Here is a 26,910-nt window from a genome sequence, read left to right as displayed (position 1 = left end):
CTAACTAATTTTCATATACTTGTTTTGCTTTCTAAATGATGCAGCAATGCTTCAATAGAAGTTAATTTCAGCGCTTCTTGACTATTAAGCAGTTCCCAAACTGGCATACCATTTTCCTCAATAGTCCTGATTTGATTTTGAGTGTTGGGAGTCAGGCTTATTTCCCAGCCTTCTCTTTTTACAGCTCTTTTTGTCCATAATACAAGATTTTCGTCACCTTCAAGGTATAATGATAAAAAACCTGGCGCTTTGCGAATGCTGAATGTGCCGGAGGTTTTGTCAAAGGAGAAGCCCTCTTTTGAAAAAGCCGATTCAAAAGAACCATTCAGTACAAGGTCTTCCGGAACGCCTGTAACTAGTTGGCCGTCGTGTTTCAAAAGCCACAGATGATCGGCTGTTTGCAATGCGAGATCAAGTTCGTGGGTACTTAGCAAGATGGCTTTTTTCGTTTTTCTTGCCAGGGTGTGAAGCAAATCCATCATTTCAATCCGATTGGGCAAGTCCAGATGTGCGGTGGGTTCGTCGAGCAAAATGATATCTGTATCTTGTGCCAACGCCCTCGCCAGCATTACTTTTTGCCTTTCTCCATCACTTAACTGGTGAATTCGTTTGTCGAGAAGCGCTGAAACATCCGTAAAATAAACTGCTTGTTCGATCTTTTCCTTATCCGTATTGTCCAGTCTGCCAAGCCAGCCAGTATAAGGTGTTCGTCCCAAATTAATTGTTTCAAGGGCAGTGAGATTTCCGACTTCAACTCTTTCTGTCAAAACCAGGCTCAATTGCCTCGCTAAATGCTCAGGTTTAATGTCGGAAAGTGACTGCTGTTTGACGTAGATTTCTCCTGCCAACGCTGGCTGCAAACCAGCAAGTGTGCGCATCAGCGTCGATTTTCCTGAACCATTTGAGCCTAAGAGGCAAACCAGATTTCCTGGCCACAATTTCAGGTTTAGTTTGTCGGATATGGTTTTTGGCAAGCCTTTCGACCTGTAACCAATTGCCAAATTCTCGGTTGCCAGATATGGAAATTTATCGTTCATGAGAAGGACGAACGAATGTTGTTGCGACTGATAATGATCCAGATTACGATTGGGGCTCCCAGCAATGACGTGACAATATTAATCGGAACAACAGTTTGTGTACCCGGAAGTTGGGCGACGATATCGCAAAGCAACAGGAGAACAGTTCCCGTCAGACAAGTTGCCGGGATTAGGATGCGATGGTCGGAAGTGCCGAATAATGACCTGGTAATATGCGGTATTGCAATACCAACAAAGCCAATTGGGCCGCAGAATGCAGTAATGCTGCCTGTTAAAATGCTGGTACTGAACATAATGATCAATCTGGCGCGGCCAATAGAAAGTCCCATACTTCTTGCATAATTCTCTCCCAATAACAATGCATTGAGCGATTTGGAGGAAATAAAAGCTAGCGTTAATCCAAAAATGACTACGGCGGAAAGTACATATAAATGATAGGAAGTTACCGCGCTGAGCGAGCCAAAAGTCCACATAATGTATTCCTGCAATTGTTCGGGCTGACTGAAATACTGCCAGATACTAATAATTGAAAGCGTAACCGTACCGATCATCACACCTACAATCAATAAAATCACATTGTCCCGGATTCTCCCTGCAATCAAAAGGATCAGTCCTAAAACCAATCCCGATCCTAGTGAAGACATGCCTACTATCAGCCAGCTTCCGGAAATGCCGAGCTGGCTGATCGCATAGATGCTGGCGCTGCTTCCGCCTGCCAGCATGACGGTGGCTACACCCAAACCTGCGCCGGCGGTGATACCTAATTCGGAGGGACCGGCTAATGGATTTCGGAATAATGTTTGCATCTGCAAGCCACTCACGGACAGCCCGCAGCCTGCCAGGATAGCGGTAATTGCTTTCGGGAAACGGATTTTTTCAATGATAAAAAGCCAGGCGGTATTTTCTGATTTTTGAAAAAAAACAATGTTAAATACTTCGCGAAATGGGATCTGAACGGAACCCAGCATAATGTCCAGGGCAAAGAAAATAACAGCCAAAACGGTCAGACCAATGAGAATCCAGTTTCTGTTATTTTCTTTCTCGGCCATCATTGAAGCTGTTTGTAGTAAACCAACCGATGTTCTGGCAAAATTTCGGGATGAAATATCTTGATCAGATCGGCAAGGACAATGTGTGGATTGACCGTTCCAGATTCGAAAAAATCGTTGGAACCCATGTCGTTTACCTTTGCATTGTAGCTATACATTTTCCCGGATTTGAATGCTTTGAAATCGGAATATCGTGAATCCTGCGAGAGAATATCCTTTTTTGTATCGCTTTTACTAAAACCAACATTAACCCAATAATCGGCATCCAATGCAAAAGGATAGACAGCTTCAAAGTTCAGCGGCAGGCTGCCTTCTGCTTTCTTATCTTTCCAATGATAATCAGCTCCCGCATCCTGGAAGAATTTTGACATATAGCTGTCACCGCTGGGCAAAAACCAGGCATCCTTTGTGTTAAGGCCTGAAATGAGCGTTGGTTTTTCTTTGGAACCAGCAGCCAATGCAGCCAGGCGGTTATATTCTGATTCCAATTTCCCAAATTTTTCGTTGACTAGCTTTTCCTTATTTAGCAAAGCGGCGATCAACTTAACCCACTCAGCACGGGCCAGAGGCGTTTTTTCAATCCATTCCGAATTAACCAAAACAGGAATTTCAGCTTGTGTTAAAATTTGATAATGGTCCGATTTAGTACCAGGGCTTCCAACAGTAATGACCACACCCGGATGCATTTCGATCAATTTCTCCTCATTCAATCCCTGATCCCGGCCTACTTCCACTATTTTGCCAGCTTTGATTTGCGTGATAACTGATGGGGAATAAACGTATTGCAAATTCCCCAAACCGGTCAGGGTGTTTTCGGATACCAAAAACTCAAATAAACCGATGTGCATGGAAGACATGGCCACAGCGCTTTTGACCGGGATTTCTACGATTTGCGCATTTGGATAACCTTTTGGGCGGGGAGTACCTTTTTCGAGAAGAATGTATTTCAAAGTATCGGCAGGACTGATGATGCTTGCAATTTTGTAGTCTTTGAAATATTCAATGGTAAAGCCTTGTGCGTGTTTTATTTGGACTTGATTCTGGTAGTCGCTGGCTTCGGTTGTCCGCTTTTCTTCGGTTTTGGTTGATTTTTTAGTATTGCAGCCGAAAATCGATAGTGATAAAGAGATCAGAAAGAATTGTTTCAACATTATAAAATAGAAGGAGCGTTGAGCTTAAATTATAATAGGTTATGAGGAGTGAATTAGATGTAAGTGAGCATTTGTCTTACATTTTCAAGGCCTAATTGTATTGTGTTGACGGATCTTGTACCATGATAGTAACCAATAATATGCAACTCATCGTAAACATCAACTAATAGCCTAAGTAACTTTTTGTCATATTTTCTTACCCTGCTTGTATAGTCTTCAATGCTTTTTGGTTTGATAAATTTTAAACCTTCTTTTTGCTTAAGATATTCGTCCAAAATCAGCAGAGCGGCCGAATATGCCGTTCCCGCAGCCATTTTGACGTATTTGACGTCTGCATACAAATCATCCTTCTTCCCTGCTTTTTCGCTGAGGATTTGTTTTGCGTTTTCAAGATAGCGTGCCGCTTCCTCACGCGGCGGCAATAAATTTGCAATACTTTTCTTTGTCATAGTCGTGTAGTTAAGATGATTTAAATTTAGACGGAGGCTTGCCTAGAAAGTAACTCAAAAGTAGCATTTAATTTCCAAAGCCGTTGGAGCGCAAATCAGACAAATGGCACGCTTTTAATATTTTTACTTTTATGCCAGCACAACCTCTTTTACAATTCACCGGCAAAAGTATATACTGCACCGTTGCCGATGCCCACATTGATCCGTGGATACCTGTGGACAAAGCAATCATTACCCACGCACACAGCGATCACGCGCGCTGGGGAAGTAAGCATTATCTGTCACATAAGGATAGCGAGCCGATTTTGCGGTTGAGATTGGGGCAGGATATCTCTTTACAAACCGTTGAGTATGGTGAAAAATTCGTAATCAATGGCGTTACATTTTCCCTGCATCCGGCTGGACATATCATTGGATCAGCGCAGGTACGAGTTGAATATAAAGGCGAAGTTTGGGTGGCGAGTGGCGATTATAAGCTAGAAGACGATCACTTTGCAGTGCCCTTTGAGCCGGTTAAATGCAATGTATTTATTACGGAGTCTACTTTCGGGTTACCTATTTACAAATGGCAGCCGCAGCAGGAAGTCATGACAGAAATTGATCATTGGTGGGCGCAAAATAAAGCAGAAGGAAAAGCCAGTGTATTGATGGGTTATTCTTTGGGTAAAATGCAGCGAATTTTAAAAAACATTCAGTTACAGGATAAAACGATTTACGCACACGGCGCTATTTATACATTGAATGAAAGGTTGAGGCAGGCTGGTTTCGATCTGCCAGAATTGACATTGGTAACAAAGGAAACAGATCGGAAATTGTTCAAAGGATCATTGGTTCTAGCGCCGCCTTCCGTTGATAGCAGTACCTGGATCAAGAAATTCAATCCTTATTCATTGGGATATTGTTCAGGCTGGATGGCGCTGCGAGGTGCGAAAAATCGTCGTGCGGTAGATCAGGGATTTGTGCTGAGCGATCATGTGGACTGGCCGGATTTGAATAGAGCGGTAAAAGAATCGGAAGCCGAAAAAGTGTACGTAACGCACGGATATACAAGCATTTATTCGCGATGGTTGAATGAAAACGGCATTGAAGCTGGCGAAGTGAACACCATGTATGGCAATGAGGATGAAAGCGAGGAAGAAGAAGCAGTACAGGATTCAACCGTGAAAAGCTTATGAAACAATTCGCAGAACTTTTCATGAACCTGGACCGCACCAACAAAACCAATGCAAAGGTGGAGTTGATGAAGCAATACTTTCTTTCCGCATCGGATGAAGACAAGTTGTGGGCATTGACGCTATTCACCGGGCGCAGACCTTCTTTTAAAGTAAATCGAACGATGGTTAAAGAGTGGGCGGCATTGGAAGCAAACATTCCAATGTGGCTTTTTCAGGAAAGCTACCATAGCGTCGGTGATTTGGGAGAAACAATTTCATTGCTTTTGCCGAGGAACCAAACATTGGCTTCCGACAAATCGCTTACCGAATGGTTTTACTACCTCGGACTTTTGCCAGGCATGACAGACGAAGAAAAGCACGATCACATTGTGCAGGCCTGGATGCAATTGTCACAGCATGAAACTTTTGTGTTCAACAAACTTTTAATGGGCAGTTTCCGCATTGGTGTTTCACAAACTCTGGTTGTAAGGGCATTGGCGGAAGCTACGGAAACGGATTCTAATGTGATTGCCCATCGGGTTATGGGGCAGTGGGACCCGAAGGATACTACTTTTGAAAAACTCATTTTGGATAAAGGCGAAAATGACAATGCTTCCCGTCCATATCCTTTTTTCCTTGCATACCCCATTGAAGGTGACGTGTCCGACTTAGGCGACCCAAACGACTGGTTTGCCGAATGGAAATGGGATGGTATCCGTTCACAGATCATCTACCGAAATAATGAATTGTTTATTTGGACACGGGGGGAAGAGCTGTCTACGCAGAAGTTTCCTGAATTGCATTTTCTGAGCGAGGTTTTGCCAAATGGTACGGTGCTTGACGGGGAAATTGTAAGCTATCTGGATGATAAACCAATGTCCTTCAATGTATTGCAAACAAGAATTGGCAGAAAAAATCTTTCTAAAAAAGTATTGGAAGAAGCGCCGGTCGCATTTCTCGCATACGACATTCTGGAAGCCAATGGTGTTGATTTACGAGGGTTAACCCAGGAGCAGCGCCGTGCTGAATTGGAATTGATCCATAAAAATGCTCCTAACCAATTTGTATTCAATCTGTCTCCGCTCATTGATTTCAAAGAATGGCCGGTACTGCATGAGCTGCATGCACTTTCCCGACAAAATATTGCCGAGGGTTTTATGATCAAGAGGAAAGGCAGCACTTATCAGGTTGGACGGAAGAAGGGCGATTGGTGGAAATGGAAAATCAACCCGCTGAGTGTGGATGCAGTACTGATTTATGCGCAAAAAGGCTCTGGTCGACGGGCCGAACTTTTCACAGACTATACTTTCGCCGTTTGGGGAGATGATGGAAAACTGGTTCCTTTTGCAAAAGCATATTCTGGTTTAACAGATGTAGAAATTGGCCAGGTCGATTATTTCATCAAAAGAAGTGTATTAGAAAAATTTGGGCCGGTGCGGACTGTGAAGCCTGAATTGGTTTTTGAAATAGGTTTTGAAGGGATTAATGAATCATCCAGGCATAAATCAGGAATTGCAGTAAGGTTTCCAAGGATCTTGCGGTGGCGGAAGGATAAGAAGGCGGCGGAGGCAGATACACTGGAAGGGTTGAAGGCGATTTTGGAGGTTTATCGCTAATTGTCTAGAAGCCTCACTTTGACAGGTTTAAGGATTTTTTAGAATCAAATCTTCTGTCCAGTAATTGTTTCAATTTTTTCATGACTGGTTTTTCAAACCATTTGTGAATGGCAATGCTGACAAGGCACACGACGATCAACGTCACAATAAGTTCTGTCAGTTCAAATGCAACACCTTCGACTTGAAAACGCTTGAAAACAAGCCGAATAAAGGCGTATATCACAAACGGATGAACAAGGTACATGGCGTAACTGGCATCGCCCAATAAGATGGCGAGCGCATGCACCTTATTTTTTGGATTAACCTTTTCTTCCAAAATTAAGAACATGTTGGTCACACATAGCGCGGGAATTCCGAAGACTAAAAAACGATAAACGCGCGGGTCATAGAGATGATCGGCAATGATTAAATAGCCAAACGAAAGAACTCCCAGGACTATTCCTAAATTTTTAACGGATGTTGGTAAGGCATTTTTTTCCTGTTTCCAATAGTAAAATAGCAGGCTCCCAATAACAAATTCCAAAACGATACTCCCACTATAGAAAGCCAGTACATAGCTGGTAGGCGGGAAAATATTGAAAACCAATACAAATAGTGGCAGAAACAACAGGCAAATGGTCATGCCTTTTTTACTCCCAAAAAAGCCAATGCAAAGAGCGATGACCACATAAAAAAACATCTCGTAATTTAAGGTCCATCCGAGAGAAAGGATGGGGCCGCTGCCCTCAATCCGGTAGGGAATAAACAGTAATGATTTTATGACGGCGTACGAATTGATGATGACGTTACGGAACCAGGTCGGTTTGAACAGAAACAGCACTACGGTTAACAAGGTCATAAACCAGTAAATCGGCACGATTCTGACAAGACGGCGGTATAAAAATGCATCGGGATTTTTATCAACTATATAGGCCATGATAAAGCCGCTGATGACGAAGAATATATCAACACCAAAGCCGCCAACGGCGGGTTTTACAAATTCAAAATGTGCGAAAACAACGAGTAGGGCAGCAATGGCACGAAGAATTTGGATACTATTTAGCATACTTGTGTGATGGGATTGAAGTTAGTGTGTTTAAAAATAATCCCGCGACATTTTACACCTGCCCTCAGAATTTGGACAAAAGTAGCTATTTTGATTTCAATTGAGCAATGCTAGATTTTTGCATATGATCTCGTGTTTGAGCATTTTGATCAATTTAAACCGTCGCGTTACCTCTGGGCAGTTCAGACGATTGCCAAAGATTTGCTATTTTTGTGTAAGCCTCAAAAATTATAATGATGGAAAACTACCTTCAAAGAATCACTATAAATGAAGCAATTTGTAATGGTAAGCCGACGATAAGAGGTTATCGGATCACGGTAAAGACAGTTCTCGAATATTTGGCAGCCGGAGAAAGTTATGAAAACATTCTAGAAGCATATCCATTTCTAGAAGAAGCGGACATTAAAGCTAGTATTCAATTTGCTGCAAAAACCATGGATACTGAGCACCATTCAATGATCGCCGCTTAATGAATTCTTCTCGTTTTCTAATTGATGTAAATCTTCCCAAATTTTTTGCTTTCTTTAATACAGACGCATTTGAGTTTGTCATTGATATTAATGGAAAATGGCCGGATAGAGATATCTGGGAATATGCCAAGGAGCATAAATTAGTAATCGTCACAAAGGATACTGATTTTTATTATCGCTGTCTCCTTGATAATGAACCTGCCAAAGTTGTTTACTTAAAACTTGGAAATCTCCTTATTCGAGATTTGCACTTATTCTTCCAGCAGAACTGGGGAACAATTCTAAGTCACCTTTCAAATGCGAAAATGATTATTGCAACTACTGACGGAATGGATATAATAAATAGCTAGAATCCATCCGGTACAGTATTTTAGACAGCAAGAATCAATATAATCACTTCATCCTTTGACCAATTCCCCCGGACATACCCTCGCTGAACAATGGTTTAAATCCAAAAAGTGGAAATGGGCGACATTTCAGAGAGAGGCGGCAGAGGCTTATCTGGATGGGAAAAGTGGGTTGGTGAATGCACCGACGGGTAGCGGGAAAACTCATTCGCTCTGGGTGCCGATCCTGATCCGGCATATCAATGAAAAAGCCAATAAAGAACTGAAAGCAAAAAGAGGGTTACAGGTTCTTTGGATCACGCCTTTGCGTGCGCTCTCCAAGGACTTATTCCGAAATATGGAAACGGCATCCCTGGAAATGAACCTGACCTGGCGTGTTGGGATCCGGACGGGAGATACCAACATCAAAGACAAAAACGATCAGAAAAAGCAGATGCCGGATGCGTTGATCATTACACCGGAAAGTTTGCACATCCTTTTTGCACAAAAAAGCAGTTCCGAAACATTCAAAAACCTGCATACAGTTGTCGTGGATGAATGGCACGAGCTGATGGGAAGCAAGCGTGGGACACAGACTGAACTTGCGTTAGCCAGATTAAGAAGCCTCAAACCGGATCTGCAAACTTGGGGTATCTCTGCGACCATTGGAAATTTGGAAGAGGCAAAGCATGTCTTATTGGGAATGAAGTTTCCGGTTGGTAAATCCGTGGTTATCAAAGCCAATACAGATAAAAAGATCATAGTTGAAAGCATTATTCCGCCCCGGGTGGAGACATTGCCCTGGTCGGGTTATATGGGGACGAGATTGGTTGACCAGGTTGTGGAGGTTGTCAATCAGAGCAAAACGACATTACTTTTTACAAATACCCGCTCTGGGACGGAAATCTGGTACCGGACGATTATTGATAAATACCCTGAATTCGCAGGCATCATGGCACTGCATCATGCTTCTCTGGACCGCGAAATTCGTGATTGGGTGGAAGAGGCGCTGCATGATGAAAGACTAAAACTGGTTATCTGTACAGCGAGTTTGGATTTGGGGGTGGATTTCCGGCCAGTTGATACTGTGATTCAAGTCGGTAGTCCAAAAAGCATTGCGCGTTTTATCCAACGTGCTGGCAGAAGTGGTCATAGGCCGGGCGTGGATAGCAAAATCTATTTCTGCCCGACCAATGCATTGGAATTGATTGAGGCCGTTTCCTTGCGGGAAGGGGTTGCCAAAAATATGCTGGAAGACCGTCCGCCTGTTGCGCATGCGTTCGATGTATTGGCCCAATGGATGATCACTTTGGCTGTGGGCGAAGGTTTTGATGAAGCGCAATTGTTTGAAGAAGTTTGCGATGCCTACGGTTACCAATATCTGAACCGGCAGGAATGGGAGTGGCTTTTGGGATACATTACCACTGGGAGTTCGTCTTTGTTGGTTTATGATGAGTATAAAAAGGTAGAGCGGGTCGATGGATTATATAAGGTTACCAGTCGGCGTGTTGCTTTGCGGCATCGGTTAAGTATGGGCACAATCGTTTCGGAAACCGGTATTAATGTGAAATTGCAAAGCGGCAAGTATCTTGGAACGGTGGAGGAGTCTTTTGTGACGTGGATGAAACCCGGTGACGTTTTTACCTTCGCAGGAATGACCGTTGAATTTGTCAGGCTGCACGAAATGACTGTGTCAGTAAAAAAGGCCGAAGGCAAAAAAGGCTTTTTGGTTCGCTGGGCAGGCGGGAGGATGCCGCTTTCCTCTCAGTTATCCACATTTATTCGGGAACGCTTGGCCGACGCGATTGAAAACCCTCATAAGGAGCTTGAACTGGCCAAAATGAAACCTTTACTTGAATTACAGGCAAGCCGTTCAATGATCCCGAGAACTGACGAACTGCTCATCGAGCAATGTGAGACGCGCGAAGGTCATCATATTTTTATCTTTCCGTTTGAAGGTCGTTTGGTGCACGAAGGGATGTCAATTATCCTCGCTTACCGCATTAGTAAGTTGTCGCCCATCACCTTTTCAGTCGCGATGAATGATTATGGATTTGAGTTATTAAGTGATCAATATGTTGATTTTGAAAAGATTGCCATTGAAAATGACCTTTTTTCAACCAAACATCTGGTCGATGATATTTATCAAAGTGTAAATGCGACTGAAATGGCTAAAAGGAAATTCAGGGAAATTGCGGGTATTTCCGGATTGATGTTTCAGGGGTATCCGGGAAAAAATATAAAAACGCGTCAGTTGCAGGCTTCGAGTTCGCTGCTTTTTAATGTTGTGAGCAAGTATGAAGACAACAATCTGCTCGTCAAACAGGCTTATCAGGAAGTTTTGACGTATCAATTAGAGGAAGTAAGAATGCGGCTTGCGCTGGATAGGATCGCAAACCAGAAAATTATTGTTAAGCAAACCATCAAACCAACGCCATTTTCCTTCCCAATTATGGTGGATCGATTGCGCGAACAGCTAACTTCGGAAAAGCTGGATGACCGGATCCAGAAAATGATCAAACAGTATAGTAATGCAGATTGAAATCAGAGGAAACCATTTTATTTTACTGACACAAAGAGCCATTTTTTGGGAAGAAACGCAGACCTTATTAATCGGGGACCTTCATTTAGGCAAAGTTACCCATTTCAGAAAAGAGGGAATCGCAGTACCAGCGAATGCCATTGAAAACAATTTCAAAAGATTAAACGAACTCGTCCGAAACACAGGCGCGACCCGAATTATTTTCCTGGGGGACTTATTCCATGCTCAATACAATGTCGAGTGGGAGCTTTTTAAAAGCTGGCGGGCAGAGCATCAACACATTGAAATGCTGATCGTGATCGGAAATCACGATATTTTGCCGGTAAGTCTGTTCCTGGAAGCTGATCTGGAAGTGCATTTAAATGATTTTGAAGAAGGGGATTTCATCTTCACCCACCATCCCAAAGTCGAAGCCATTTCAGAAAAATTTATATTCGCCGGACATGTTCACCCTGTCTTTACAACGTATGGCAAAGGACGGCAGAGCGTCCGGCTTCCATGTTTTGTGATAGACAATCACCAGGCGATTGTGCCCAGTTTCGGAGTTTTTACCGGTGGTTACCAAATGGATCTGGCGAAGAACAGGAAAATTTACATTACTACGGAAACGAAGGTTTTTTCTGTTTGCTAGCATGTTATGAGGCGGGGCGTAGCCAAATGTCGGGCGTAATCAAATAAGCATAATACTATCAACTTATAAGTCAAACTTTAATGAACCTGTTCTCTTACATACTACAAGACTTACCTAAAAATGATAGGAATATTAAAGGCAAAATTATATTGCCCATGTTCAGGCTGGCTCAGCTGATAGAAGCCAACAAGGCTGCAAAAATCGTTTTCTTTCCCCACTTAATGTTTTACAGATTTTTTGTTGAATGGGTATTATGTATTGAAGTACCGTGGAAGGTTAAAGCAGGAAAGGGTTTGAGAATAGATCATGGACAGGCCTTAGTCGTTAACCAAAGGACGGTTATCGGAGAAAACTGTATCCTGCGTTCCTGCACTACAATTGGTAGTAAGCAGTTGGCAGACGGAACCCATGGAGGCGCTCCCAAGATTGGCAACAATGTAGACGTTGGCGCCAATGTTTGTATTCTTGGAGATATAACGATCGGAGATAACGTTAAAATAGGTGCCGGTTCGGTGGTGACTAAGAGTATTCCGGCTAATAGCATTGTTGTTGGGAACCCGGCTCGTATTATTAACGCCGTTTGACACTATTGCAATCGCCTAACTTAGCCACCAAACTTGCAACCCTCAGATTATTCACGATATGCACCCGCATTTCCGGAGTCACCCGGCTCAGATTTTCTGTAAACAAAAAATCTTCAATCATCCTGTGAAGCGACCCTATCATTTCGCCGCAACCGTCGGTTGCGAAAAATTGCCTGATGATCTCAGACTGTTTTATGAGAACTTGCTCGTTGCCGATAAGATCCATTTCCCTGCCGTTAGTTTCTTCGTTTGTTGAATTCTGAAATGTGTTCATAGATTCGTGAAAGTTTAATTGTTAATAGACTGAACTCGCCCGGAGGTTTAAGTTTGGTACACTGTAGACTCCGGGCATTTTATTTATAAAAACTAGTCGGATTTTCGGACTAATTGTGAGCAAATTTTTTTATTTTGGCGTAAAAGTGACAACCGTTTTCACATCCACATCTCCAAATTCTGATAATATTTCCTTCATTCTTTTTTCAGAAATCCCTTGTTGATAGGTGAAATCCTTCCAGGCACTTGTGTATTTCCCTTTCTTTATATCGGGGGCCAGATTGGGATAAATGCTTTTAGACCACCACTCAAAGGCTTCTGTTACCGAAGCAAACTTTTTCATTTCCCAAATATACGAATAAGTCCGAAAATCCGACAAGAAAATTTCGAGCGGCTTTCTTTTTTCTGTTAGCCGTCGGCTTAAGCCGACGGTAATTGAAATAAAAAATCAAAATATTAAAAGCTCCCTAACCTCGTCCTTGAACTCTTCGTCAATTCTCCTGCTTATCAGAAACCCTTTTATAATTTTCTGAAATTCAAAAGTTGACACCGCTCCTATTGACCAGCCAGATCAATTTGAACGCTTTCATTTTATTGATAGCACCCTGATTGTAGGCGGCAAAATAACTGATTAACTGAGCTGCTTTTTTGTAGTTATAACCCTTCATAAGTTGTGCGTGGTTGTGAGTTGCAAATATATCATTTTACTATCCAAATCACCTCGCCAGCCCAATAGCCTAATTCCCAATCGCCGCATTCTCCCTTTCCTCCCTCATCCCTTTCCTCCCCTCAACCCCTTTCATCCAGCCCAAAATCTCCCCATACCTCCCATTCCAAGGATTGAAAAATTGCGTAATCATGGGCACATGTTTCTTGTTTTCCTGAATCTGATATGGCGTTCCCGGTGCGTAATCCTGCAATGCTTTTATGAATTTTTCATTGCTTTCAATAATCGAAGGATAGCTCTTACCCCCCCGGTAGATGATCATTGGAGGCATGTTTTTGTGCAAATGATAAAGTGGGGTTGCTTTTTTCCAGATGTCGGGATTTGTTGTGAATGTATTGAGATACGTATTACCCGCGGGAAACTTTTCTTCCATTAAATAGCCATACATATCTAATCCAGCGGCATCGATCAGGATTGTTCCAACAACTGGATTTTCGATTGAGAGGTTTTTGAAATACTGATCATCTATGGAAACCAACGCAGCCAAATGACCTCCAGCCGAATGACCGGACAGAAATATTCGTTCCGGATTCCCGCCGTATTCCGCAATATTTTCTTTTACCCATTTGACAGATTTTGCGGTTGATTCAGCCATTTCATTGTACTTGGCCGACGGGCTGAGCGGGTAATCAATAATTACATAAACGACGCCACGCTTCGCCCAGTTACTTCCAATAAAATTGTATTGTGATTTTCGGCCTGAATTCCAGTTGCCTCCATGCACGAAGATGATCACGTCGTGCAATTCCTTTTTGCTTTTAGGGGCGAAAACACTCAGATGCTGGTCAGCAATAGACCTTGCGGCAGGCTGATAAAGTATATCCTTGGATCTCGTAATCCGATTGAAGGAACACCCAGAAAGGGTAAGTAAAAATGCGCCCAGGATAATGGTTAAGACGATAAGTGCGACGCGTGCTTCGGATTTCATATGTAACTATCTTTTAAGCACATACGTCAACAGATGTATTAAAGATTGTTACAAAGACAGTTAATTGTTATTCCAGGTTTTAACTGAACCGGAATTGCGGGGAATTAGTAAATGCAAGAAGTGACAAATTGCTGTCAGGTTCAGTTAGCCAAGGCTGAGGGTGCAGCTTTCGTAAATGCCAAGTGCCTGCTGATTACCTTAATGAGTTCTTCTGCCTTAAATGGCTTGGTAACAAAGTCTGTAAAGTTGCAGCTGGCAATCTCCGGAGCAGTCTGCGCAAAGGTATCGGCTGTAAATGCAATGACCGGAATGTGGGCATATTGCGGGAAACTATGCTGGATCTTTTTCATAGCGGTAATCCCATCCATGACCGGCATTTGAATGTCCATTAAGATCAGGTCAAATTCACTGCCGTCTTCCAGACTGTTCAACACTTCTTTTCCGTTGTTACAGATAACGAATTCTGCTTCCCACTTTCGAAGTAAATGCTTCAACAGTATCTGGTTAGCGGGAATATCTTCGGCCGCCAGGATCCGATAACCTTTGAGCGAAAGGATCTCGGGTGCTTTCATTCGTTCTTCTTCAAATGAGGTTCCGCCTTTTCCAAAATTCAGGATTACGCTGAATGTGGCACCTTCGCCAAGTTTGCTCTTCGCAGTAATGGTTCCGTTCATGAGCTCGGTGATTTTGCGTGTTATGCTCAAACCAAGACCAGTTCCGCCAAAATACCGGGTCGCATTGTTGTTATGTGCCTGGGAAAAACTTTCAAAAATAGCACTCAACTTGTCTTCTGAAATTCCAATCCCCGAATCTTCCACTTCAATCCGGATATCAAGATTGGAGCCGTAATCCTGGTGAAGATGGACTGAAACCTTTACGAACCCATCTTCTGTGAATTTGATTGCATTTCCGACGAGGTTAATCAGGATCTGATTAAGCCTGTATGCATCACCCATCAAAATATGGGGCACATTATCATCGAAATGAAAGCTGAGGTCAACGGATTTTTCCTTGGCCCTTACTTCGAATGTTTTAACGAGATAATCCAGCTTCTCTTTCAGATCAAATTCGAAATTTTCAAGACCAAACTTACCTGCTTCAATTTTTGAAAAGTCCAGAATGTCATTTAGGATCACCATCAGGTTATCGGCAGAATATTTGATCATTTTCAGATATTCCCTGTCCTGCCCTGCAAAATCGCTGGTCAGCAGCAAGTCAGTAAATCCAATGATGCCGTTCATGGGCGTCCTGATTTCGTGACTCATCGTGGACAGGAAGTCGGATTTGATCCGTGTAGCTTCCTCAGCGTCCTTTTTTGCCTGAATGAGTTCTTTTTCAGCTATTTTTCGGCTGGTAATGTCAATGGCAGTTCCCAATACCTCCTGCACCATTCCTTTTTCATTTCGCTTAAAAGGAACTTCACGGGTAATGATCCATACCTCGGAACCATCTTTGTGCATCAACCGGAATTCGTTCTCAACCACATCTTCATCTTTTACCCAATTCCGCATATAATGATAATGTTTGCGGAAGGTAAGCTGGTCCTGGTTATTGATGATCTGTGAAAGGCCGTTGTAGCTATCGATCATAATATCATCTTCCGAGTAGCCAAGGATCTTCCAGATCTGTTTGTTATGGAAGATATTAGTCCATTTTTCGATATCTATTACATAAATAATATTGGGTGATAACAGGGCGATTTTATTGATAAACTCCTCTTTTTCTGCCAATTTCTGACGTGCTTCCTCCCTGCCTTTTTCAACTTCTAGCATTTGGCTCATCGTATGAAAAGCCTTCGTTAGTTTCTCAGAATTAATTTCGGATTTGGGAAAATAATCGGTCGCGCCAGCTTTCATCATTTCTACTGCAATGCGCTCATCTCCCTGGGAAGTAAGGACAATTACCGGCAGATTGGGTGCCGTAGTTTTGATCTTTTTAAGTAATTCGAGGCCGCTTGTCTTGGGGAGTTGGTAATCGAGAAAAATACAGCTCGGTTGCCACGAATTGAGCATTAACAAAGCATCTTCCGCATATTTACAGATTTTGACTTCGCCGATTTCCACCTGTGACTTTTTGATAGCCCGGATCAGGTTCATAGCGTCAATATCGTCATCTTCAACAAGCAGAATCGTTAATGCATCCATAAAATCTGTCAAATTGGTGTTGAGTAAATTATTCCGGAAACTCGCAAAGCGTCCAATAACTATTTAATGTTGAAACCGCTGCGATAAACCTGTCCATAGAAAGTGGCTTCAAAATGTATCCGGCAACATTGAGGTTGAAAGCGTCGATCTTATCACTATCTTCATTAGAAGTCGTCATAACAAAAACGGATAGAGAGCTCAGCTCCGCATCCTGACGAATTTCTTTAAGAAATTCGATGCCACCCATCCTTGGCATATTCAGGTCCAGCAGCACGATTCGTGGTCTTGGAACTTCCGAGCGAAGTACCGCCAGGGCTTCAATGCCATTGGACGCTACAATCAGTGGATTGGAAATATTGTTTTTCTTGAATGCGCGCTTCACATTCATTACATCTACTTCATCGTCTTCTACCAATAATATGGTCATCGCAACAGGGTTAGAAAGGGACATTTGAGTTTTAGCTATTGATTATTGAAAAGGGTTATTTTTAAGAGATGCTTCTGGATCTTTGATTTCATTTTTTGGCCAGGTAAAGAAAAACTTCGTCCCCTCATTCATTTTGGATTCTATCCGGATTACGCCGCCTTTCTCGTCCAGGATTTTTTTCACGATAGCCAGCCCTACTCCGGTACTTTCCATTTCATCTCTGGCTTGTAATGTTTGGAAAATGACAAATATCCTTTCGTGAAATTCGGGACTAATTCCCGGGCCGTTGTCGCCAACATAAAATTCGAATTTTGTCGCATCTTCCGTCCAGCCGATCGCGATTTCTACTTCTGGCTTATCATTATATTTAATACCGTTGGAAATCAGGTTTTGCAGGATCTGGCTTAATGTAATTTTTTCGGTATCCAAAATCAGATCGAGGTTACCTTCCAGATTAAACCGCACTGTGCCCTTATTGCTGAATGTTTCGCACAAATCATCCAGAAGGGTTTTGATCACAAATCTTTCCCTGACCGTCTTAATCCTCCCGGCCCTTGAATAGGACAGGATACCATTAATCAGGCTTTCCATTCTGTGCACACGTCCCCGGAGCAGCCTGAACTGATCGATGGTTTCACCCTCCAGCATATGGCTGATATCTTCTTCGATCCACTCAGACAAATTATTGATCGCCCGTAAAGGAGCCTTCAAATCGTGGCTTACTACATAGGCGAATTGGTCGAGCTCTGCATTGATCCTTTCCAGGTCACGCATGTAAGACTTCAGTTTTTTGTCCGCATTAATCCGCTCAGTCACATCCGAAAAAGTCCCGATGTATCCGACATGCTGATCACCCGCGTATTGGTGACTTAATGAAACGCCCACCCAAATTTCCTTTTTATTGGCAGTGAAAATCTTGATCGTCGCCTCAATAGTCTGTAAATCAGATTCCAGGATCTGGTGTATTTCTTCGGCTGAATCCGAGAAGAAATCCATCCAGTTACGGTTAAGGCTCTCGCTCACCGTATAGCCGGTAATATTTTCCCAGGCGTTATTGAGGTATATAATGTTACCGCTTTTGTCAAGCTGAACCAGTACTTCGGTAATGCTGCTGACGACCTCTTCCAGGCGTTTGCTTGTCAATGCAGCCTCTTCAGTTTTTTCCTGTGCTATCCGGCTTAGTTCACGGTTCGCTTTAAATAATTCACCAGAACTTTGCTCTAAAATCAATTCCACCCTACCTAAATCATCCTGAAATTCGGAGTAAGCCTGGTGAACCGACAATAGAAAGTCCTGAATTTCAGGACTTTCTGCCAGTTCAGGAGGGAGCGACTTCCTGATCTGTCGTTTTAAGAGCCTATGATAATTAACATCTGTTATTTCGAGGGTAGGCATTTTAAGATTCTCTGAAAGTGGTGATTGTCATCGTTTGGTTATGCAATTCGCATAGCGAGTTGCGATTAAATGGCGCCAGCTCTCCGTACGAGTAAAAGCCTGTTATCACCGGATCGGCCAGTACTTCGGACACGCATTCTACTTCTTCTTCAACCATTTGTTTAAGTACCAGCTTCCGCCCGACGCAACTTACGAGCAGCGCAAATTCAGGATCGTTTTTCAAACCTTCGGAGGCAGCATGTGCCGCTTCCTCCGCACCCGTAATGAGCCGGTCATTATTGGCTTTCATAAGCCGAACGAATGATCCTTCGGGGATATCGCCGGCAAAAGTGAGGCTTTTATCCATTTCATTAATACCAAGAATAGTGCGAACAACCGGCGCACGGTCCTCGCTATCCCTCATGCTGAGCGGGAAAAGCAATCCCGAAGCGGGCAGATCTTTGGCTTTGTCGCCAAGGAACGATTTATAAAGGTCCAAGGCAGGTTCGCCGTCGATTTCAAATAAGATGTTTTCTTTGGATCTGGTAACACGCCTGTCCAGTCCAAAACTGTCCCACCCGCCGCGCGAGCCGAAACCAATCGACAAGCTTTCTCCATAAAATCCTACCGCTGCTACGCTTTCGGTTGTAACGGTGCCATCAGGTTCAACGATTACGGTTTTCTGAAAATGAGATCCGTCGCCTGCCAGGCCGCCAGTTAATGTTACCTCTGAATCCAGCCCTTCAGTCATACCTTTGACCAGGTCGGTCCCGTTCACTTTGAGGCCATCTGAAACAACAAAAATATGCCGAAGTCCCTCTTTTGGAAACTGTTCCACCAGCTGTCGGCCGGCTTCAACGCTGCTAAACTGAATCTCGTTCAGCGCAATTTTTGCACTTTTAACGAGGGTATTTTCAAACAGGATGCCAGTTATGATAATGGTGTGATCCCGAACGGAAACGTTGGCGATTTCTCCCGCCGTAGAGCATCCTGAAAAAATGGCTTCCGGAAATTGTTCGGATAAATGAGCGATTATACTGCTTTTTTCGAGCATGTCCCTGTTTCCAAACACGAAGAGCAATTGGGGGACGAAGGAAAACGCGACGCTTGTAGAAGCGTCGGTGTAAACGAATTGTTCAATTTGCATAGAGAGGGTAATTTGTAGCTGATTAAATCGATTATCAATTTACATAAAGTTTTTGATAGACGAATTAATTTTACATCTATCGCTATGTATATGTAGGAAATACAATGGCTACAATAACGAGGGAAAGGAAATTCCTTAATGGAAGATAACAGCTCCCCGGAATGGTGGGAAACCGGATGGTAGTTTCTCGGCCCGATTTACTTTTCACTTTTAGAAGAAACCATTGTGTAATTCCTAAATCGTATGCATATGAAAAAGATAATACTGGCATTCCTGCTCCTTGGATTGGCTGCTGCAAATGCTGTGTTTGCGACTGAAAAACTGAAAGATGAAAAGCTGGCGAATGAAATGGCAGCAGTTACGAATGCATTTCTCAAAACGCTGAGCTCGGACCAGCAAAAGGTAGCTTTATTGCCTTACAATGATCCGATGCGGTTTGACTGGAATTTCACTCCCAGGGCCAGGAAAGGAATAACATTCAAAGAGTTAAACCCCGACCAGGAAAAGGCGGCGATGGCGATGGTAAAGCTTGTATTGAGCCTGGAAGGATACAGCAAAGCTGAACAGATCATTGATCTCGAAAATGTATTGAGAGTTGTAGAAACCAGGCCAGCGAATGATTCCTACCGCGATCCGGAAAACTATGCATTTCTGGTTTTCGGGACACCTGGGAATGATCCCTGGGGCTGGCGGATGGAAGGGCACCACTTATCCCTGCATTTTTCGTCCATAAAAGGAGAAGTAACCTACACGCCGAGCTTTTTTGGAAGCAATCCGGGACAAGTACTGGCGGATGTTCCCCAAAAAGGTAAGCGCATTTTGAAGGCAGAGCAGGATCTTGCATTTGAGCTTTTGAATAGTCTGGACGCAGCCCAACATCAGAAAGCCAGCCTGGGAGCCAAGGCTCCCAATGAGATTTTTACATCCAATTCTCGGAAAGCTTCCCTGGAAAGCATGCAGGGAATTACAATGGGTGAGATGAAAGCGGAGCAAAAAGCGATTTTCAAAAACCTTATTATGATATATCTGACACGCTACCACATCACCTTGAAAAACCAGCAATGGGACGAATTAGAAAAAAATGACCTTAGCAAAATCCATTTTGCCTGGATGGGAGATGAAAAAGCTGAAATCGGTCCGGGCCACGGACATTATTACCGCATTCACGGCCCCACATTTTTGATCGAATTTGATAATACCCAAAACGGAGGCAACCACGTACATTCCGTTGTACGGGACCTTGCCAGCGATTTCGGAGAGGATTTGCTCAAAATGCATTATGAGAAAGGGCATTAGGAGGTACCTTTGCCCATGACTTCAACCCAGCACCGGTATTTTATCATCAATAAGCCCGCAAATATGGTTTCCCAGTTTGTAAGCTCGGATGATGTGCGGCTTTTGGGGGACATTGATTTCGATTTTCCAGAAGGGACGCATGCGATCGGAAGATTGGACAGTCATTCTGAGGGGTTGCTGATACTTACTACCAATAAAAGAGTTACTAGTCTGCTTTTTATGGGTGAAGTGCCTCACAAACGTACCTATTGGGTTAATGTGGGGCATCATGTAGGTGAAGATACCTTGCAACAGCTACGGTTGGGCATTGGGATTCTGGTTAAAGGAGGGGTTGAATATGTTACTTCTCCATGCGAAGTGGAAATCATTTCGAGACCTGAAATTTTATCAAAACATAAAAATGAAACCTGGGAACATATTCCCACTACCTGGCTGAGCATTACATTAACCGAAGGCAAATACCATCAGATCAGGAAAATGGTGCGGACTGCCGGGCACCGGTGCAAGCGACTGGTGCGGGCCAGCATTGAAGACCTCACCTTGGGCGACCTTCCGCCTGGCGGAGTGAGAGAAATAGAGGAAACAGAATTTTTCCGGTGCTTAAAAATTGATAACTGGCAATCCGCGATTTCTTCCAGCCGTTCGTCTGTGTCGCCGTCTGTAAAAAACGCTGCCGTATAATAAATGGCAAGACTAGATTTACGCCATCTATTAGCCATCTTACTTAACGCATCTCATCATGAACTTAATCGGAAACATTATCTGGCTTATTTTCGGCGGATTCATTGTCTTTCTCGAATACATGATTTCAGGATTTGTGCTCTGTCTCACCATTATTGGAATCCCTTTCGGCATACAATGTTTTAAAATCGGCTTCCTTACCTTATTTCCTTTCGGCCAGCAAGTGCGTGAAGTTCCCGGCAATACCGGCTGTCTTTCTACTATATTTAATATTGTCTGGATTTTAATAGGAGGGATCTGGATCGCATTGACCCACCTGGTGTTTGGAATAATTCTTGCCATTACCATTATCGGACTCCCTTTTGCGAGGCAGCATTTCAAGCTGATGAGTCTTTCTTTCACCCCTTTTGGAAAAGAAATTTATTAGTATTTCAATTCAATTTCATGAAAGCCGTAGTTATTACCAGTTCGGGTGATCCTGATGTTTTGTGTATGCAGTATAGGGAAATCCCAGTACTTGCAGAAAATGAAATACTAATCAAAGTGTATGCAGCAGGCGTCAACAGGCCGGACATTTTGCAACGCAAAGGCAAATATCCGCCACCTCCGGATGCTTCGAAGGACGTTCCCGGACTTGAAATTGCCGGAATAATCGAACAAGTAGGAGATGGGGTGATAGATTGGGAACAGGGTGATCAGGTTTGCGCATTGCTGACAGGCGGCGGATATGCGGAATATGCAATTGCCAATGCTGGACATTGTTTGCCGATTCCAAATGGTTTTGACTTTGTGCAAGCGGCATCGCTGCCGGAAACCGTTTCTACAGTCTGGCATAATGTATTCCAAAGGGGTAATCTGCAATCAGGAGAAAATTTTCTGGTGCATGGCGGCAGCAGCGGTATTGGCATCACGGCTATCCAATTGGCAAAAGCTTTTGGTGCAAAAGTTTTTACAACGGCCGGAAGTGACTCAAAATGTGATGCTTGTAATGCATTGGGGTCAGATTTAAGCATTAATTATAAAACCGAAGATTTCGAGGAAATCCTCAAAGAATCTGGCGTAGACGTGATTCTCGATATGGTTGGAGGGGATTATATCCCAAAAAATATCAGGTTGCTGCGAAGGGACGGGCGATTGGTTTTTATCAATACAATGAATGGTAACATAGCCAATGGCATTGATTTTGGTCTGATTATGCGAAACCGGCTAACCATTACGGGAAGCACTTTGAGAAATCGGGAGCCTGAATTTAAAGCAGCCCTCGCCAAGGAAATTAAGGAAAAAGTGTGGCCTATTATTGATAGTGGCCATTTTCAGCCGGTTATATATAAACAATTCCCAATGTCAGCTGCGTCTGATGCACATACTTTAATGGAAAGCAGCGAGCATATTGGAAAAATTGTTCTCGTGAATGATTGGGATTAGTTACCCAATTTCAACTGCTTGTTTAAAATAACCGATACCTGGTCGGCCTGGCCGTAAACCATTAAGTGTCCGGCTCCTTCGATGGTTACATCGGGTTGCACGAGTTTAATGGAGATGAGTTTGTCGTTCGTTCCATGGATGTGAAACAAATGATCGGGCTTATTTTTGCGGCCCCAGCTGCTCATTCTGTTCAAAGCCCATTTCAAAAATTTGCCATCCATATCATGCAAAATGGCCTTTAATAAGGTTTGAAGTTCTGGCGTATCCGCTCCAAAATATTTGTAAACAATGGAATTCGTCGATTTCAAAATGGGTGCTGCAAATGGGGATAACAACAAAAATTTGATTAACCCCTGATATCCCTTTGATACTGGAATGCCAGTCGGCGTGCTGGAAATGAGGATAATTTGCTTAGGTTGGATAATATCGGACATTTCGGAAGCGATTATGCCCCCAAAAGATAAGCCAACCAATTGAAACGGCCGGGTAGTGTCGATCTGCGCGATTAACCGGCTTGCATAATGCGCCAATGTTTCTTTTTTCTCCGGTTTAATCCATTCAATGTGGTTTACAACAAACTGATCATCGAGTTTCAATTTGCTAAAAACCCGCTTATCTGCACCCAGGCCACTCAAAAAGTAAACATTCATTTTGGAAGAATCCGAAAGTGAAGATTGGGAAAATGAACGCTGACTATTGAGGGCCAGACAGATGATCAATAAAATGAAGGAAACCCGAACATTAGAAAACATAAGAAACTATCGCTTTCAAAAATATACGAAGTCTCTGAAAATAACGATTCAATTTCACTTCACAAGATTGTACCGAATCCCGGCCATCAGCCATTTCCCAGGCATTTTTGATCCCAGCAAGTCACTGTATTGCACATCGAATGCATTGTCTGCCTGTACGAAAATCGCTAATGTGCGGTTGAGGAACGCATATTCAGCTTTTGCATTCAAGATAAAGTAGTTTTTGGAAATGGTTGCTTCGATGGCGCTGGCTTCCCGGGTTGCGCGTTTTTTATATAATCCGTTCAGGCTGAGCGAGAATCCTGAAATCTGATAAATCGCTGAAAAATTGGTCAGGAATTTGGCATGAGAGGATACATAAAATGAAGTTACCTGGCTGTTATTCTTGCTGTCGAGCCAGGTGAAGCCTGCATTAAAAATCAGTTTTTGATTGGCGGTGAGGGCCTTAACCGATTGAATGTCAAGTTCAAATCCAGTCGTGTTTACTTCGGCAATATTCAAAGCCAGACCAAAAGTGCCTGTTTTGGAAAGATTATCTTTGCGAGGCATTTGCGCGTAAGGCGTTGTCACATAGTCTATCAGATCATTTTGAAGCCTCTGGAAGAAAGTGCCCGATACCTTAAACTGTGATGTATTGCTTTTGGTCAAAAACCAGTCGGCACCTGCCTCATAACTGAATGAACGTTCCGCTTTTAGATTGGGATTGCCAACATTTCCGCCCGTTACTAATGTTCTGTTATAATTGTTGAACCGCTCGGTGAAGTCGGCGTCGCGTATTGTCTTTCCTGCGCTTCCCCGTATCTGCCAGCTGTTCTTTTTGTAAGATAGATTGATCTGCGGGACAAGTTCGGAACCTATGTTTTCCCGCCAATCCAATCTAACAGAAGGTGTTATCGTGAAATTCTCTCCAAAAACCTGCACAATAGATACAAATGGTGCGAGCTGGCTCAAAGCATGATCGCCCCGATCATTGGATGCAATTTTCCGGTTTTGATAATTGATACCGGCAATCAGGCTGGATTTCGGACTTAATGTTTGCTGTAAAACGGCAAGTCCTTGCCAAAGTTTCGATTTGCTACTGTTTGCAATCGCATGTGGGTTGAAAGCATATTGGTCATGGACGGCTTTGTAGCCGCCGTCGAGAGAAAATGAAGTATTATTCTTTTTGTAACCAATCCTCAATTGATTCCATGAAGTCTTTACCTTTTCGCTAGCGGTATCTGACCTTAAGACGGTGTAAAAATTTTGTGCCGCAAAGTCACGGTGATCGTAAGCGCTTCTGATAGCAACATTCCAGTTCGGCGAAAGATCATAATGAAGGGAAAGTGAGGCCGTATTATTGTGAAAAAAACCTTTGATACCGCGTTGCTGAACGCCGGTAGCATTATTAGAGAGCAAGCCGCCTGAAATGGCAAATTTATTTTTTTGATAAAAACCGCCCACATTCGCATTTTTCAAGCCATATTCTCCGGCGGCTATCATTGCATTGATGTTCGTTTTAGCCGGTAAATTATTCTCCTGATCGCCAGATAATTGTGTCTTGGCAAATGTCTTGGCGGCAAACGATTTTGCGGCAAACGTTTTTGAAATCACATGGATTACCCCGCCCACTGCGTCGGACCCATAAACAGCCGAAGACGCTCCCTTCAAAACTTCAATTCGTTCGATCTCTGAGGGTGAAATGGGGATATAACTGTTGAAATGGCCAGTATTCGGATCATTTAAACGCAAACCGTCCAGGATTACCAGTACCTGCTGAAAAGTGCCCCCCCGCAAAACAATGTCACTCTGCGAACCCATTGGCCCACGCGCCTGAATTTCAACCCCCGGAACATATCTCAAAAGGTCGTCAATGCTGTGAACAGGCAAATTCTGAAAATACGCTCCGTTAATCACCGCAATGTTCCGCCCCGTCTGCGAAGCCCTTTTTTCAATTAGCGAAGAAGTGACTGTCACCGGATCCAATGAAATTTCCTGAGCAGAAACGTAATGAGATAGACAGAAAAATGAAAGTAAAAAGTAATATCTCTTCATAAGATATCTAATTGATTATCAAAATAATAAAAATATTGGTGTCCGAAAAGTAGCTGCCAAAAAGCTAATAGCTAAAAGCTAAATTCTTCCGTAAAGATAATACCTTGCCGGCCCGTTCATATGACCCGGTTTTAATCTAATGAATAGTCCGGCTGAAATTCCTTTTAAAAATGTAATCCTGCTCGACCGGCTCTCCGGAACGGCGGTTTACCTGCAGATTGCCCACCAAATGATCAATGCGATTCAGCGCGGGGTGCTGGTATCGGGCGTCAAACTGCCCGGAACAAGACCATTGGCGGAAATGCTAGGTGTCCATCGAAAAACAGTTGTCGCTGCTTATAATGAACTGGATGCGCAAGGATGGATAGAAATATTGCCTAACAGCGGAACATTTGTAGCCAAAAGAATCCAGGTTGGTGATTTGGTGACACTTCCTTTTGATACAAAAAATCTGGTAAGCTATCCCAAACAAGCCGGTTATTCCTTTGAACGAAGTATGCTGCTGGATCGCCCCGTGTCACTTTCGAAAGTAGAGCTTGAATTTACAGATGGTCTGCCCGACGTGCGCCTTGCGCCCATGGAAAGGCTCGCAAAGGCATATTCGAGTGTACTAAAAAGGAAAAACAATAGAAAATATCTAAGTTATTCTCATGTAGAAGGCAACATTTATTTTAGAGGGAAGCTTGCGGATTATCTAAACAATACGCGGGGGCTGCACATTGGAAGCAACAACATTATCACCACGCGCGGCATTCAGATGGGCATTTATCTGGCTTCAATGCTCCTGATCAAAAAGGGCGATCACGTGGTGGTTGGTAATCTGAGCTATTATGTTGCCAATATGATTTTTCAACAAGCTGGGGCTCAAATCGCCTCGGTGCCTGTGGACGATCAGGGAATTTCGGTGGAAGCGGTCCGGAAACTTTGCGAAACCACACGCATACGGATGTTGTACATTACGCCTCACCATCATTATCCAACCACGGTAACATTGAGTGCCGAGCGTCGGGTGGAATTGCTCAATCTGTCGATCCAATACCGGTTTATCATTCTGGAAGATGACCATGATTATGATTTTCACTACAATAGCAGTCCGGTTCTCCCACTTGCAAGTGCGGATGGTGCTGGAATGGTCGTTTATGTTGGATCTTTTTGCAAGGCAATGGCACCAGGGTTGAGGGCAGGTTATATTGTTGCACCCGAAAACCTGATTTTGGAATTGGGTAAGCTCCGACGCATTATCGACAGACAGGGCGACTTAATGATGGAACAGGCGTTAGGGGAACTGCTGGACGAGGGAGAAATTCAAAGGCACATCAAAAAGGCGCAAAAGGTTTATCATCATCGGAGAGATTTGTTCGGCGAACTGCTTGAAAATCATTTGAGTAATTTCCTAACATTCAAAACTCCACCAGGAGGATTGGCCATTTGGACGGAATGGCGGAAGGATATCAACCTAATGCGGATTAGCAAAGCATGTCTGAAGCAAAATCTTCACCTGCCACAAACGCTTTTATTTCAGACGGAAAATTTAAGTGCAATGCGCCTGGGTTTTGGAAGTATGGATGAAAATGAGCTCGAAGAGTCCATCCATGTTTTAAAAAATGTCCTCGAAAAGAATGTTTAACATCAGAATTGGAAGGTTGAA

General features: G+C 43.3%; 26 protein-coding genes. 12 read left to right on the top strand and 14 right to left on the bottom strand.

What is annotated here, in order from left to right; translation table 11 throughout:
• Positions 1–11: 11 nt before the first annotated feature.
• From FHS68_RS21905 to FHS68_RS21890, 4 genes are read right to left on the bottom strand one after another with little or no spacing between them, the layout of a single operon-like run.
• Positions 12–1,037: an ABC transporter ATP-binding protein gene (locus tag FHS68_RS21905; protein ID WP_167274953.1), complete on the bottom strand. Its 1,026-nt coding sequence runs from the start codon at positions 1,035–1,037 to the stop codon at positions 12–14.
• Positions 1,034–2,089 carry a FecCD family ABC transporter permease gene (locus FHS68_RS21900; RefSeq protein ID WP_229212018.1) on the bottom strand — a complete coding sequence of 352 codons (1,056 nt, stop codon included), beginning with the start codon at positions 2,087–2,089 and terminating at the stop codon, positions 1,034–1,036. The genes FHS68_RS21905 and FHS68_RS21900 overlap by 4 nt, the downstream gene beginning before the upstream one ends.
• Entirely contained in the window at positions 2,086–3,237 is a 1,152-nt protein-coding gene (locus FHS68_RS21895; protein ID WP_167274950.1) for an ABC transporter substrate-binding protein, read from the bottom strand. Before FHS68_RS21895 ends, FHS68_RS21900 begins: the two co-directional genes overlap by 4 nt.
• A gap of 53 nt (positions 3,238–3,290) precedes the next feature.
• A complete protein-coding gene (locus tag FHS68_RS21890; protein WP_167274948.1) occupies positions 3,291–3,686 on the bottom strand; it encodes a DUF5618 family protein in 396 nt (131 codons plus the stop codon).
• A 131-nt stretch (positions 3,687–3,817) separates the two neighbouring features.
• Between FHS68_RS21890 and FHS68_RS21885 the strand changes: the two genes are divergently transcribed.
• Both FHS68_RS21885 and FHS68_RS21880 read left to right on the top strand, forming a co-directional pair.
• The gene (locus FHS68_RS21885) at positions 3,818–4,861 is read left to right on the top strand and encodes a ligase-associated DNA damage response exonuclease (protein ID WP_167274945.1); all 1,044 of its coding nucleotides are present in this window, start codon (positions 3,818–3,820) and stop codon (positions 4,859–4,861) included.
• Positions 4,858–6,456 (top strand): ATP-dependent DNA ligase, encoded by a 1,599-nt coding sequence (locus tag FHS68_RS21880; protein WP_167274943.1) that lies wholly within the window; start codon positions 4,858–4,860, stop codon positions 6,454–6,456. Before FHS68_RS21885 ends, FHS68_RS21880 begins: the two co-directional genes overlap by 4 nt.
• A gap of 13 nt (positions 6,457–6,469) precedes the next feature.
• Here FHS68_RS21880 and FHS68_RS21875 read toward each other — a convergent pair whose 3' ends face one another.
• Positions 6,470–7,501, bottom strand: a complete 1,032-nt coding sequence (locus FHS68_RS21875; protein ID WP_167274940.1) for an acyltransferase family protein — start codon at positions 7,499–7,501, stop codon at positions 6,470–6,472.
• 233 nt (positions 7,502–7,734) lie between these two features.
• On the opposite strand from FHS68_RS21875, the gene FHS68_RS21870 reads away from it, so the two are divergent.
• The 5 genes from FHS68_RS21870 (at position 7,735) to FHS68_RS21850 (ending at position 12,054) form a co-directional block, all read left to right on the top strand.
• A complete protein-coding gene (locus FHS68_RS21870; RefSeq protein WP_310588628.1) occupies positions 7,735–7,971 on the top strand; it encodes a DUF433 domain-containing protein in 237 nt (78 codons plus the stop codon).
• Positions 7,971–8,321, top strand: a complete 351-nt coding sequence (locus FHS68_RS21865; RefSeq protein WP_167274938.1) for a DUF5615 family PIN-like protein — start codon at positions 7,971–7,973, stop codon at positions 8,319–8,321. The genes FHS68_RS21870 and FHS68_RS21865 overlap by 1 nt, the downstream gene beginning before the upstream one ends.
• Before the next feature lie 55 nt (positions 8,322–8,376).
• Positions 8,377–10,839: a ligase-associated DNA damage response DEXH box helicase gene (locus FHS68_RS21860; RefSeq protein ID WP_167274935.1), complete on the top strand. Its 2,463-nt coding sequence runs from the start codon at positions 8,377–8,379 to the stop codon at positions 10,837–10,839.
• Complete coding sequence (gene pdeM / locus FHS68_RS21855) at positions 10,829–11,470, top strand: ligase-associated DNA damage response endonuclease PdeM (protein WP_167274932.1); 642 nt, start codon at positions 10,829–10,831, stop codon at positions 11,468–11,470. Before FHS68_RS21860 ends, pdeM begins: the two co-directional genes overlap by 11 nt.
• An 80-nt stretch (positions 11,471–11,550) precedes the next feature.
• Positions 11,551–12,054, top strand: a complete 504-nt coding sequence (locus FHS68_RS21850; protein WP_167274930.1) for a serine acetyltransferase — start codon at positions 11,551–11,553, stop codon at positions 12,052–12,054.
• Here FHS68_RS21850 and FHS68_RS21845 read toward each other — a convergent pair.
• The 7 genes from FHS68_RS21845 to FHS68_RS21815 all read right to left on the bottom strand — a co-directional run bounded on the left by FHS68_RS21845 (position 12,041) and on the right by FHS68_RS21815 (position 19,074).
• Entirely contained in the window at positions 12,041–12,328 is a 288-nt protein-coding gene (locus FHS68_RS21845; RefSeq protein ID WP_167274927.1) for a hypothetical protein, read from the bottom strand. The two genes, FHS68_RS21850 and FHS68_RS21845, sit on opposite strands and share 14 nt — an antisense overlap.
• Positions 12,329–12,457: 129 nt before the next feature.
• Positions 12,458–12,670: a hypothetical protein gene (locus FHS68_RS21840; protein ID WP_167274925.1), complete on the bottom strand. Its 213-nt coding sequence runs from the start codon at positions 12,668–12,670 to the stop codon at positions 12,458–12,460.
• Between the two features lie 394 nt (positions 12,671–13,064).
• Positions 13,065–13,982 (bottom strand): alpha/beta hydrolase, encoded by a 918-nt coding sequence (locus FHS68_RS21835; protein WP_167274922.1) that lies wholly within the window; start codon positions 13,980–13,982, stop codon positions 13,065–13,067.
• 140 nt (positions 13,983–14,122) lie between these two features.
• Complete coding sequence (locus FHS68_RS21830) at positions 14,123–16,126, bottom strand: response regulator (RefSeq protein WP_167274920.1); 2,004 nt, start codon at positions 16,124–16,126, stop codon at positions 14,123–14,125.
• Between the two features lie 28 nt (positions 16,127–16,154).
• Positions 16,155–16,577, bottom strand: coding sequence for a response regulator (locus tag FHS68_RS21825; protein ID WP_167274917.1), 423 nt, complete (start codon positions 16,575–16,577; stop codon positions 16,155–16,157).
• 18 nt (positions 16,578–16,595) lie between these two features.
• Complete coding sequence (locus FHS68_RS21820) at positions 16,596–17,948, bottom strand: sensor histidine kinase (protein ID WP_167274915.1); 1,353 nt, start codon at positions 17,946–17,948, stop codon at positions 16,596–16,598.
• A gap of 1 nt (position 17,949) precedes the next feature.
• On the bottom strand, positions 17,950–19,074 hold the full coding sequence (locus FHS68_RS21815) for an FIST signal transduction protein (RefSeq protein ID WP_167274912.1): 1,125 nt from the start codon (positions 19,072–19,074) through the stop codon (positions 17,950–17,952).
• Between the two features lie 249 nt (positions 19,075–19,323).
• On the opposite strand from FHS68_RS21815, the gene FHS68_RS21810 reads away from it, so the two are divergent.
• The 4 genes from FHS68_RS21810 to FHS68_RS21795 are packed head-to-tail and all read left to right on the top strand — an operon-like array spanning position 19,324 to position 22,476.
• Positions 19,324–20,370 carry a DUF3500 domain-containing protein gene (locus FHS68_RS21810; protein ID WP_167274910.1) on the top strand — a complete coding sequence of 349 codons (1,047 nt, stop codon included), beginning with the start codon at positions 19,324–19,326 and terminating at the stop codon, positions 20,368–20,370.
• 15 nt (positions 20,371–20,385) lie between these two features.
• A complete protein-coding gene (locus FHS68_RS21805; RefSeq protein ID WP_167274907.1) occupies positions 20,386–21,051 on the top strand; it encodes a pseudouridine synthase in 666 nt (221 codons plus the stop codon).
• Positions 21,052–21,109: 58 nt separating this feature from the next.
• On the top strand, positions 21,110–21,478 hold the full coding sequence (locus FHS68_RS21800; RefSeq protein WP_167274904.1) for a YccF domain-containing protein: 369 nt from the start codon (positions 21,110–21,112) through the stop codon (positions 21,476–21,478).
• Positions 21,479–21,495: 17 nt separating this feature from the next.
• Entirely contained in the window at positions 21,496–22,476 is a 981-nt protein-coding gene (locus FHS68_RS21795; RefSeq protein WP_167274902.1) for an NAD(P)H-quinone oxidoreductase, read from the top strand.
• On the opposite strand, the gene FHS68_RS21790 is transcribed toward FHS68_RS21795, so the two are convergent.
• Together FHS68_RS21790 and FHS68_RS21785 are read right to left on the bottom strand one after the other, a co-directional pair.
• Entirely contained in the window at positions 22,473–23,228 is a 756-nt protein-coding gene (locus FHS68_RS21790) for an alpha/beta hydrolase (protein WP_167274899.1), read from the bottom strand. The genes FHS68_RS21795 and FHS68_RS21790 overlap by 4 nt on opposite strands.
• A gap of 54 nt (positions 23,229–23,282) precedes the next feature.
• Positions 23,283–25,262, bottom strand: coding sequence for a TonB-dependent receptor plug domain-containing protein (locus tag FHS68_RS21785; protein WP_167274897.1), 1,980 nt, complete (start codon positions 25,260–25,262; stop codon positions 23,283–23,285).
• 139 nt (positions 25,263–25,401) lie between these two features.
• Between FHS68_RS21785 and FHS68_RS21780 the strand changes: the two genes are divergently transcribed.
• Entirely contained in the window at positions 25,402–26,889 is a 1,488-nt protein-coding gene (locus tag FHS68_RS21780; protein WP_167274895.1) for an aminotransferase-like domain-containing protein, read from the top strand.
• Positions 26,890–26,910: the final 21 nt, after the last annotated feature.

The sequence above is a fragment of the Dyadobacter arcticus genome (assembly GCF_011762185.1).
GTDB classification, from domain to species: Bacteria; Bacteroidota; Bacteroidia; order Cytophagales; family Spirosomataceae; genus Dyadobacter; species Dyadobacter arcticus.
The sequence above is the reverse complement of the archived record's forward strand: the minus strand, read 5'-3'. Positions and strand labels throughout refer to the sequence as shown.

Excerpts from the sequence above, each read along its gene's own strand:
- FHS68_RS21905 (WP_167274953.1), bottom strand. The coding sequence starts at position 1,037 with ATGAACGATAAATTTCCATATCTGGCAACCGAGAATTTGGCAATTGGT.
- FHS68_RS21900 (WP_229212018.1), bottom strand. The coding sequence starts at position 2,089 with ATGATGGCCGAGAAAGAAAATAACAGAAACTGGATTCTCATTGGTCTG.
- FHS68_RS21895 (WP_167274950.1), bottom strand. The coding sequence starts at position 3,237 with ATGTTGAAACAATTCTTTCTGATCTCTTTATCACTATCGATTTTCGGC.
- FHS68_RS21890 (WP_167274948.1), bottom strand. The coding sequence starts at position 3,686 with ATGACAAAGAAAAGTATTGCAAATTTATTGCCGCCGCGTGAGGAAGCG.
- FHS68_RS21885 (WP_167274945.1), top strand. The coding sequence starts at position 3,818 with ATGCCAGCACAACCTCTTTTACAATTCACCGGCAAAAGTATATACTGC.
- FHS68_RS21880 (WP_167274943.1), top strand. The coding sequence starts at position 4,858 with ATGAAACAATTCGCAGAACTTTTCATGAACCTGGACCGCACCAACAAA.
- FHS68_RS21875 (WP_167274940.1), bottom strand. The coding sequence starts at position 7,501 with ATGCTAAATAGTATCCAAATTCTTCGTGCCATTGCTGCCCTACTCGTT.
- FHS68_RS21870 (WP_310588628.1), top strand. The coding sequence starts at position 7,735 with ATGATGGAAAACTACCTTCAAAGAATCACTATAAATGAAGCAATTTGT.
- FHS68_RS21865 (WP_167274938.1), top strand. The coding sequence starts at position 7,971 with ATGAATTCTTCTCGTTTTCTAATTGATGTAAATCTTCCCAAATTTTTT.
- pdeM (WP_167274932.1), top strand. The coding sequence starts at position 10,829 with ATGCAGATTGAAATCAGAGGAAACCATTTTATTTTACTGACACAAAGA.
- FHS68_RS21850 (WP_167274930.1), top strand. The coding sequence starts at position 11,551 with ATGAACCTGTTCTCTTACATACTACAAGACTTACCTAAAAATGATAGG.
- FHS68_RS21845 (WP_167274927.1), bottom strand. The coding sequence starts at position 12,328 with ATGAACACATTTCAGAATTCAACAAACGAAGAAACTAACGGCAGGGAA.
- FHS68_RS21840 (WP_167274925.1), bottom strand. The coding sequence starts at position 12,670 with ATGAAAAAGTTTGCTTCGGTAACAGAAGCCTTTGAGTGGTGGTCTAAA.
- FHS68_RS21835 (WP_167274922.1), bottom strand. The coding sequence starts at position 13,982 with ATGAAATCCGAAGCACGCGTCGCACTTATCGTCTTAACCATTATCCTG.
- FHS68_RS21830 (WP_167274920.1), bottom strand. The coding sequence starts at position 16,126 with ATGGATGCATTAACGATTCTGCTTGTTGAAGATGACGATATTGACGCT.
- FHS68_RS21825 (WP_167274917.1), bottom strand. The coding sequence starts at position 16,577 with ATGTCCCTTTCTAACCCTGTTGCGATGACCATATTATTGGTAGAAGAC.
- FHS68_RS21820 (WP_167274915.1), bottom strand. The coding sequence starts at position 17,948 with ATGCCTACCCTCGAAATAACAGATGTTAATTATCATAGGCTCTTAAAA.
- FHS68_RS21815 (WP_167274912.1), bottom strand. The coding sequence starts at position 19,074 with ATGCAAATTGAACAATTCGTTTACACCGACGCTTCTACAAGCGTCGCG.
- FHS68_RS21810 (WP_167274910.1), top strand. The coding sequence starts at position 19,324 with ATGAAAAAGATAATACTGGCATTCCTGCTCCTTGGATTGGCTGCTGCA.
- FHS68_RS21805 (WP_167274907.1), top strand. The coding sequence starts at position 20,386 with ATGACTTCAACCCAGCACCGGTATTTTATCATCAATAAGCCCGCAAAT.
- FHS68_RS21800 (WP_167274904.1), top strand. The coding sequence starts at position 21,110 with ATGAACTTAATCGGAAACATTATCTGGCTTATTTTCGGCGGATTCATT.
- FHS68_RS21795 (WP_167274902.1), top strand. The coding sequence starts at position 21,496 with ATGAAAGCCGTAGTTATTACCAGTTCGGGTGATCCTGATGTTTTGTGT.
- FHS68_RS21790 (WP_167274899.1), bottom strand. The coding sequence starts at position 23,228 with ATGTTTTCTAATGTTCGGGTTTCCTTCATTTTATTGATCATCTGTCTG.
- FHS68_RS21785 (WP_167274897.1), bottom strand. The coding sequence starts at position 25,262 with ATGAAGAGATATTACTTTTTACTTTCATTTTTCTGTCTATCTCATTAC.
- FHS68_RS21780 (WP_167274895.1), top strand. The coding sequence starts at position 25,402 with ATGAATAGTCCGGCTGAAATTCCTTTTAAAAATGTAATCCTGCTCGAC.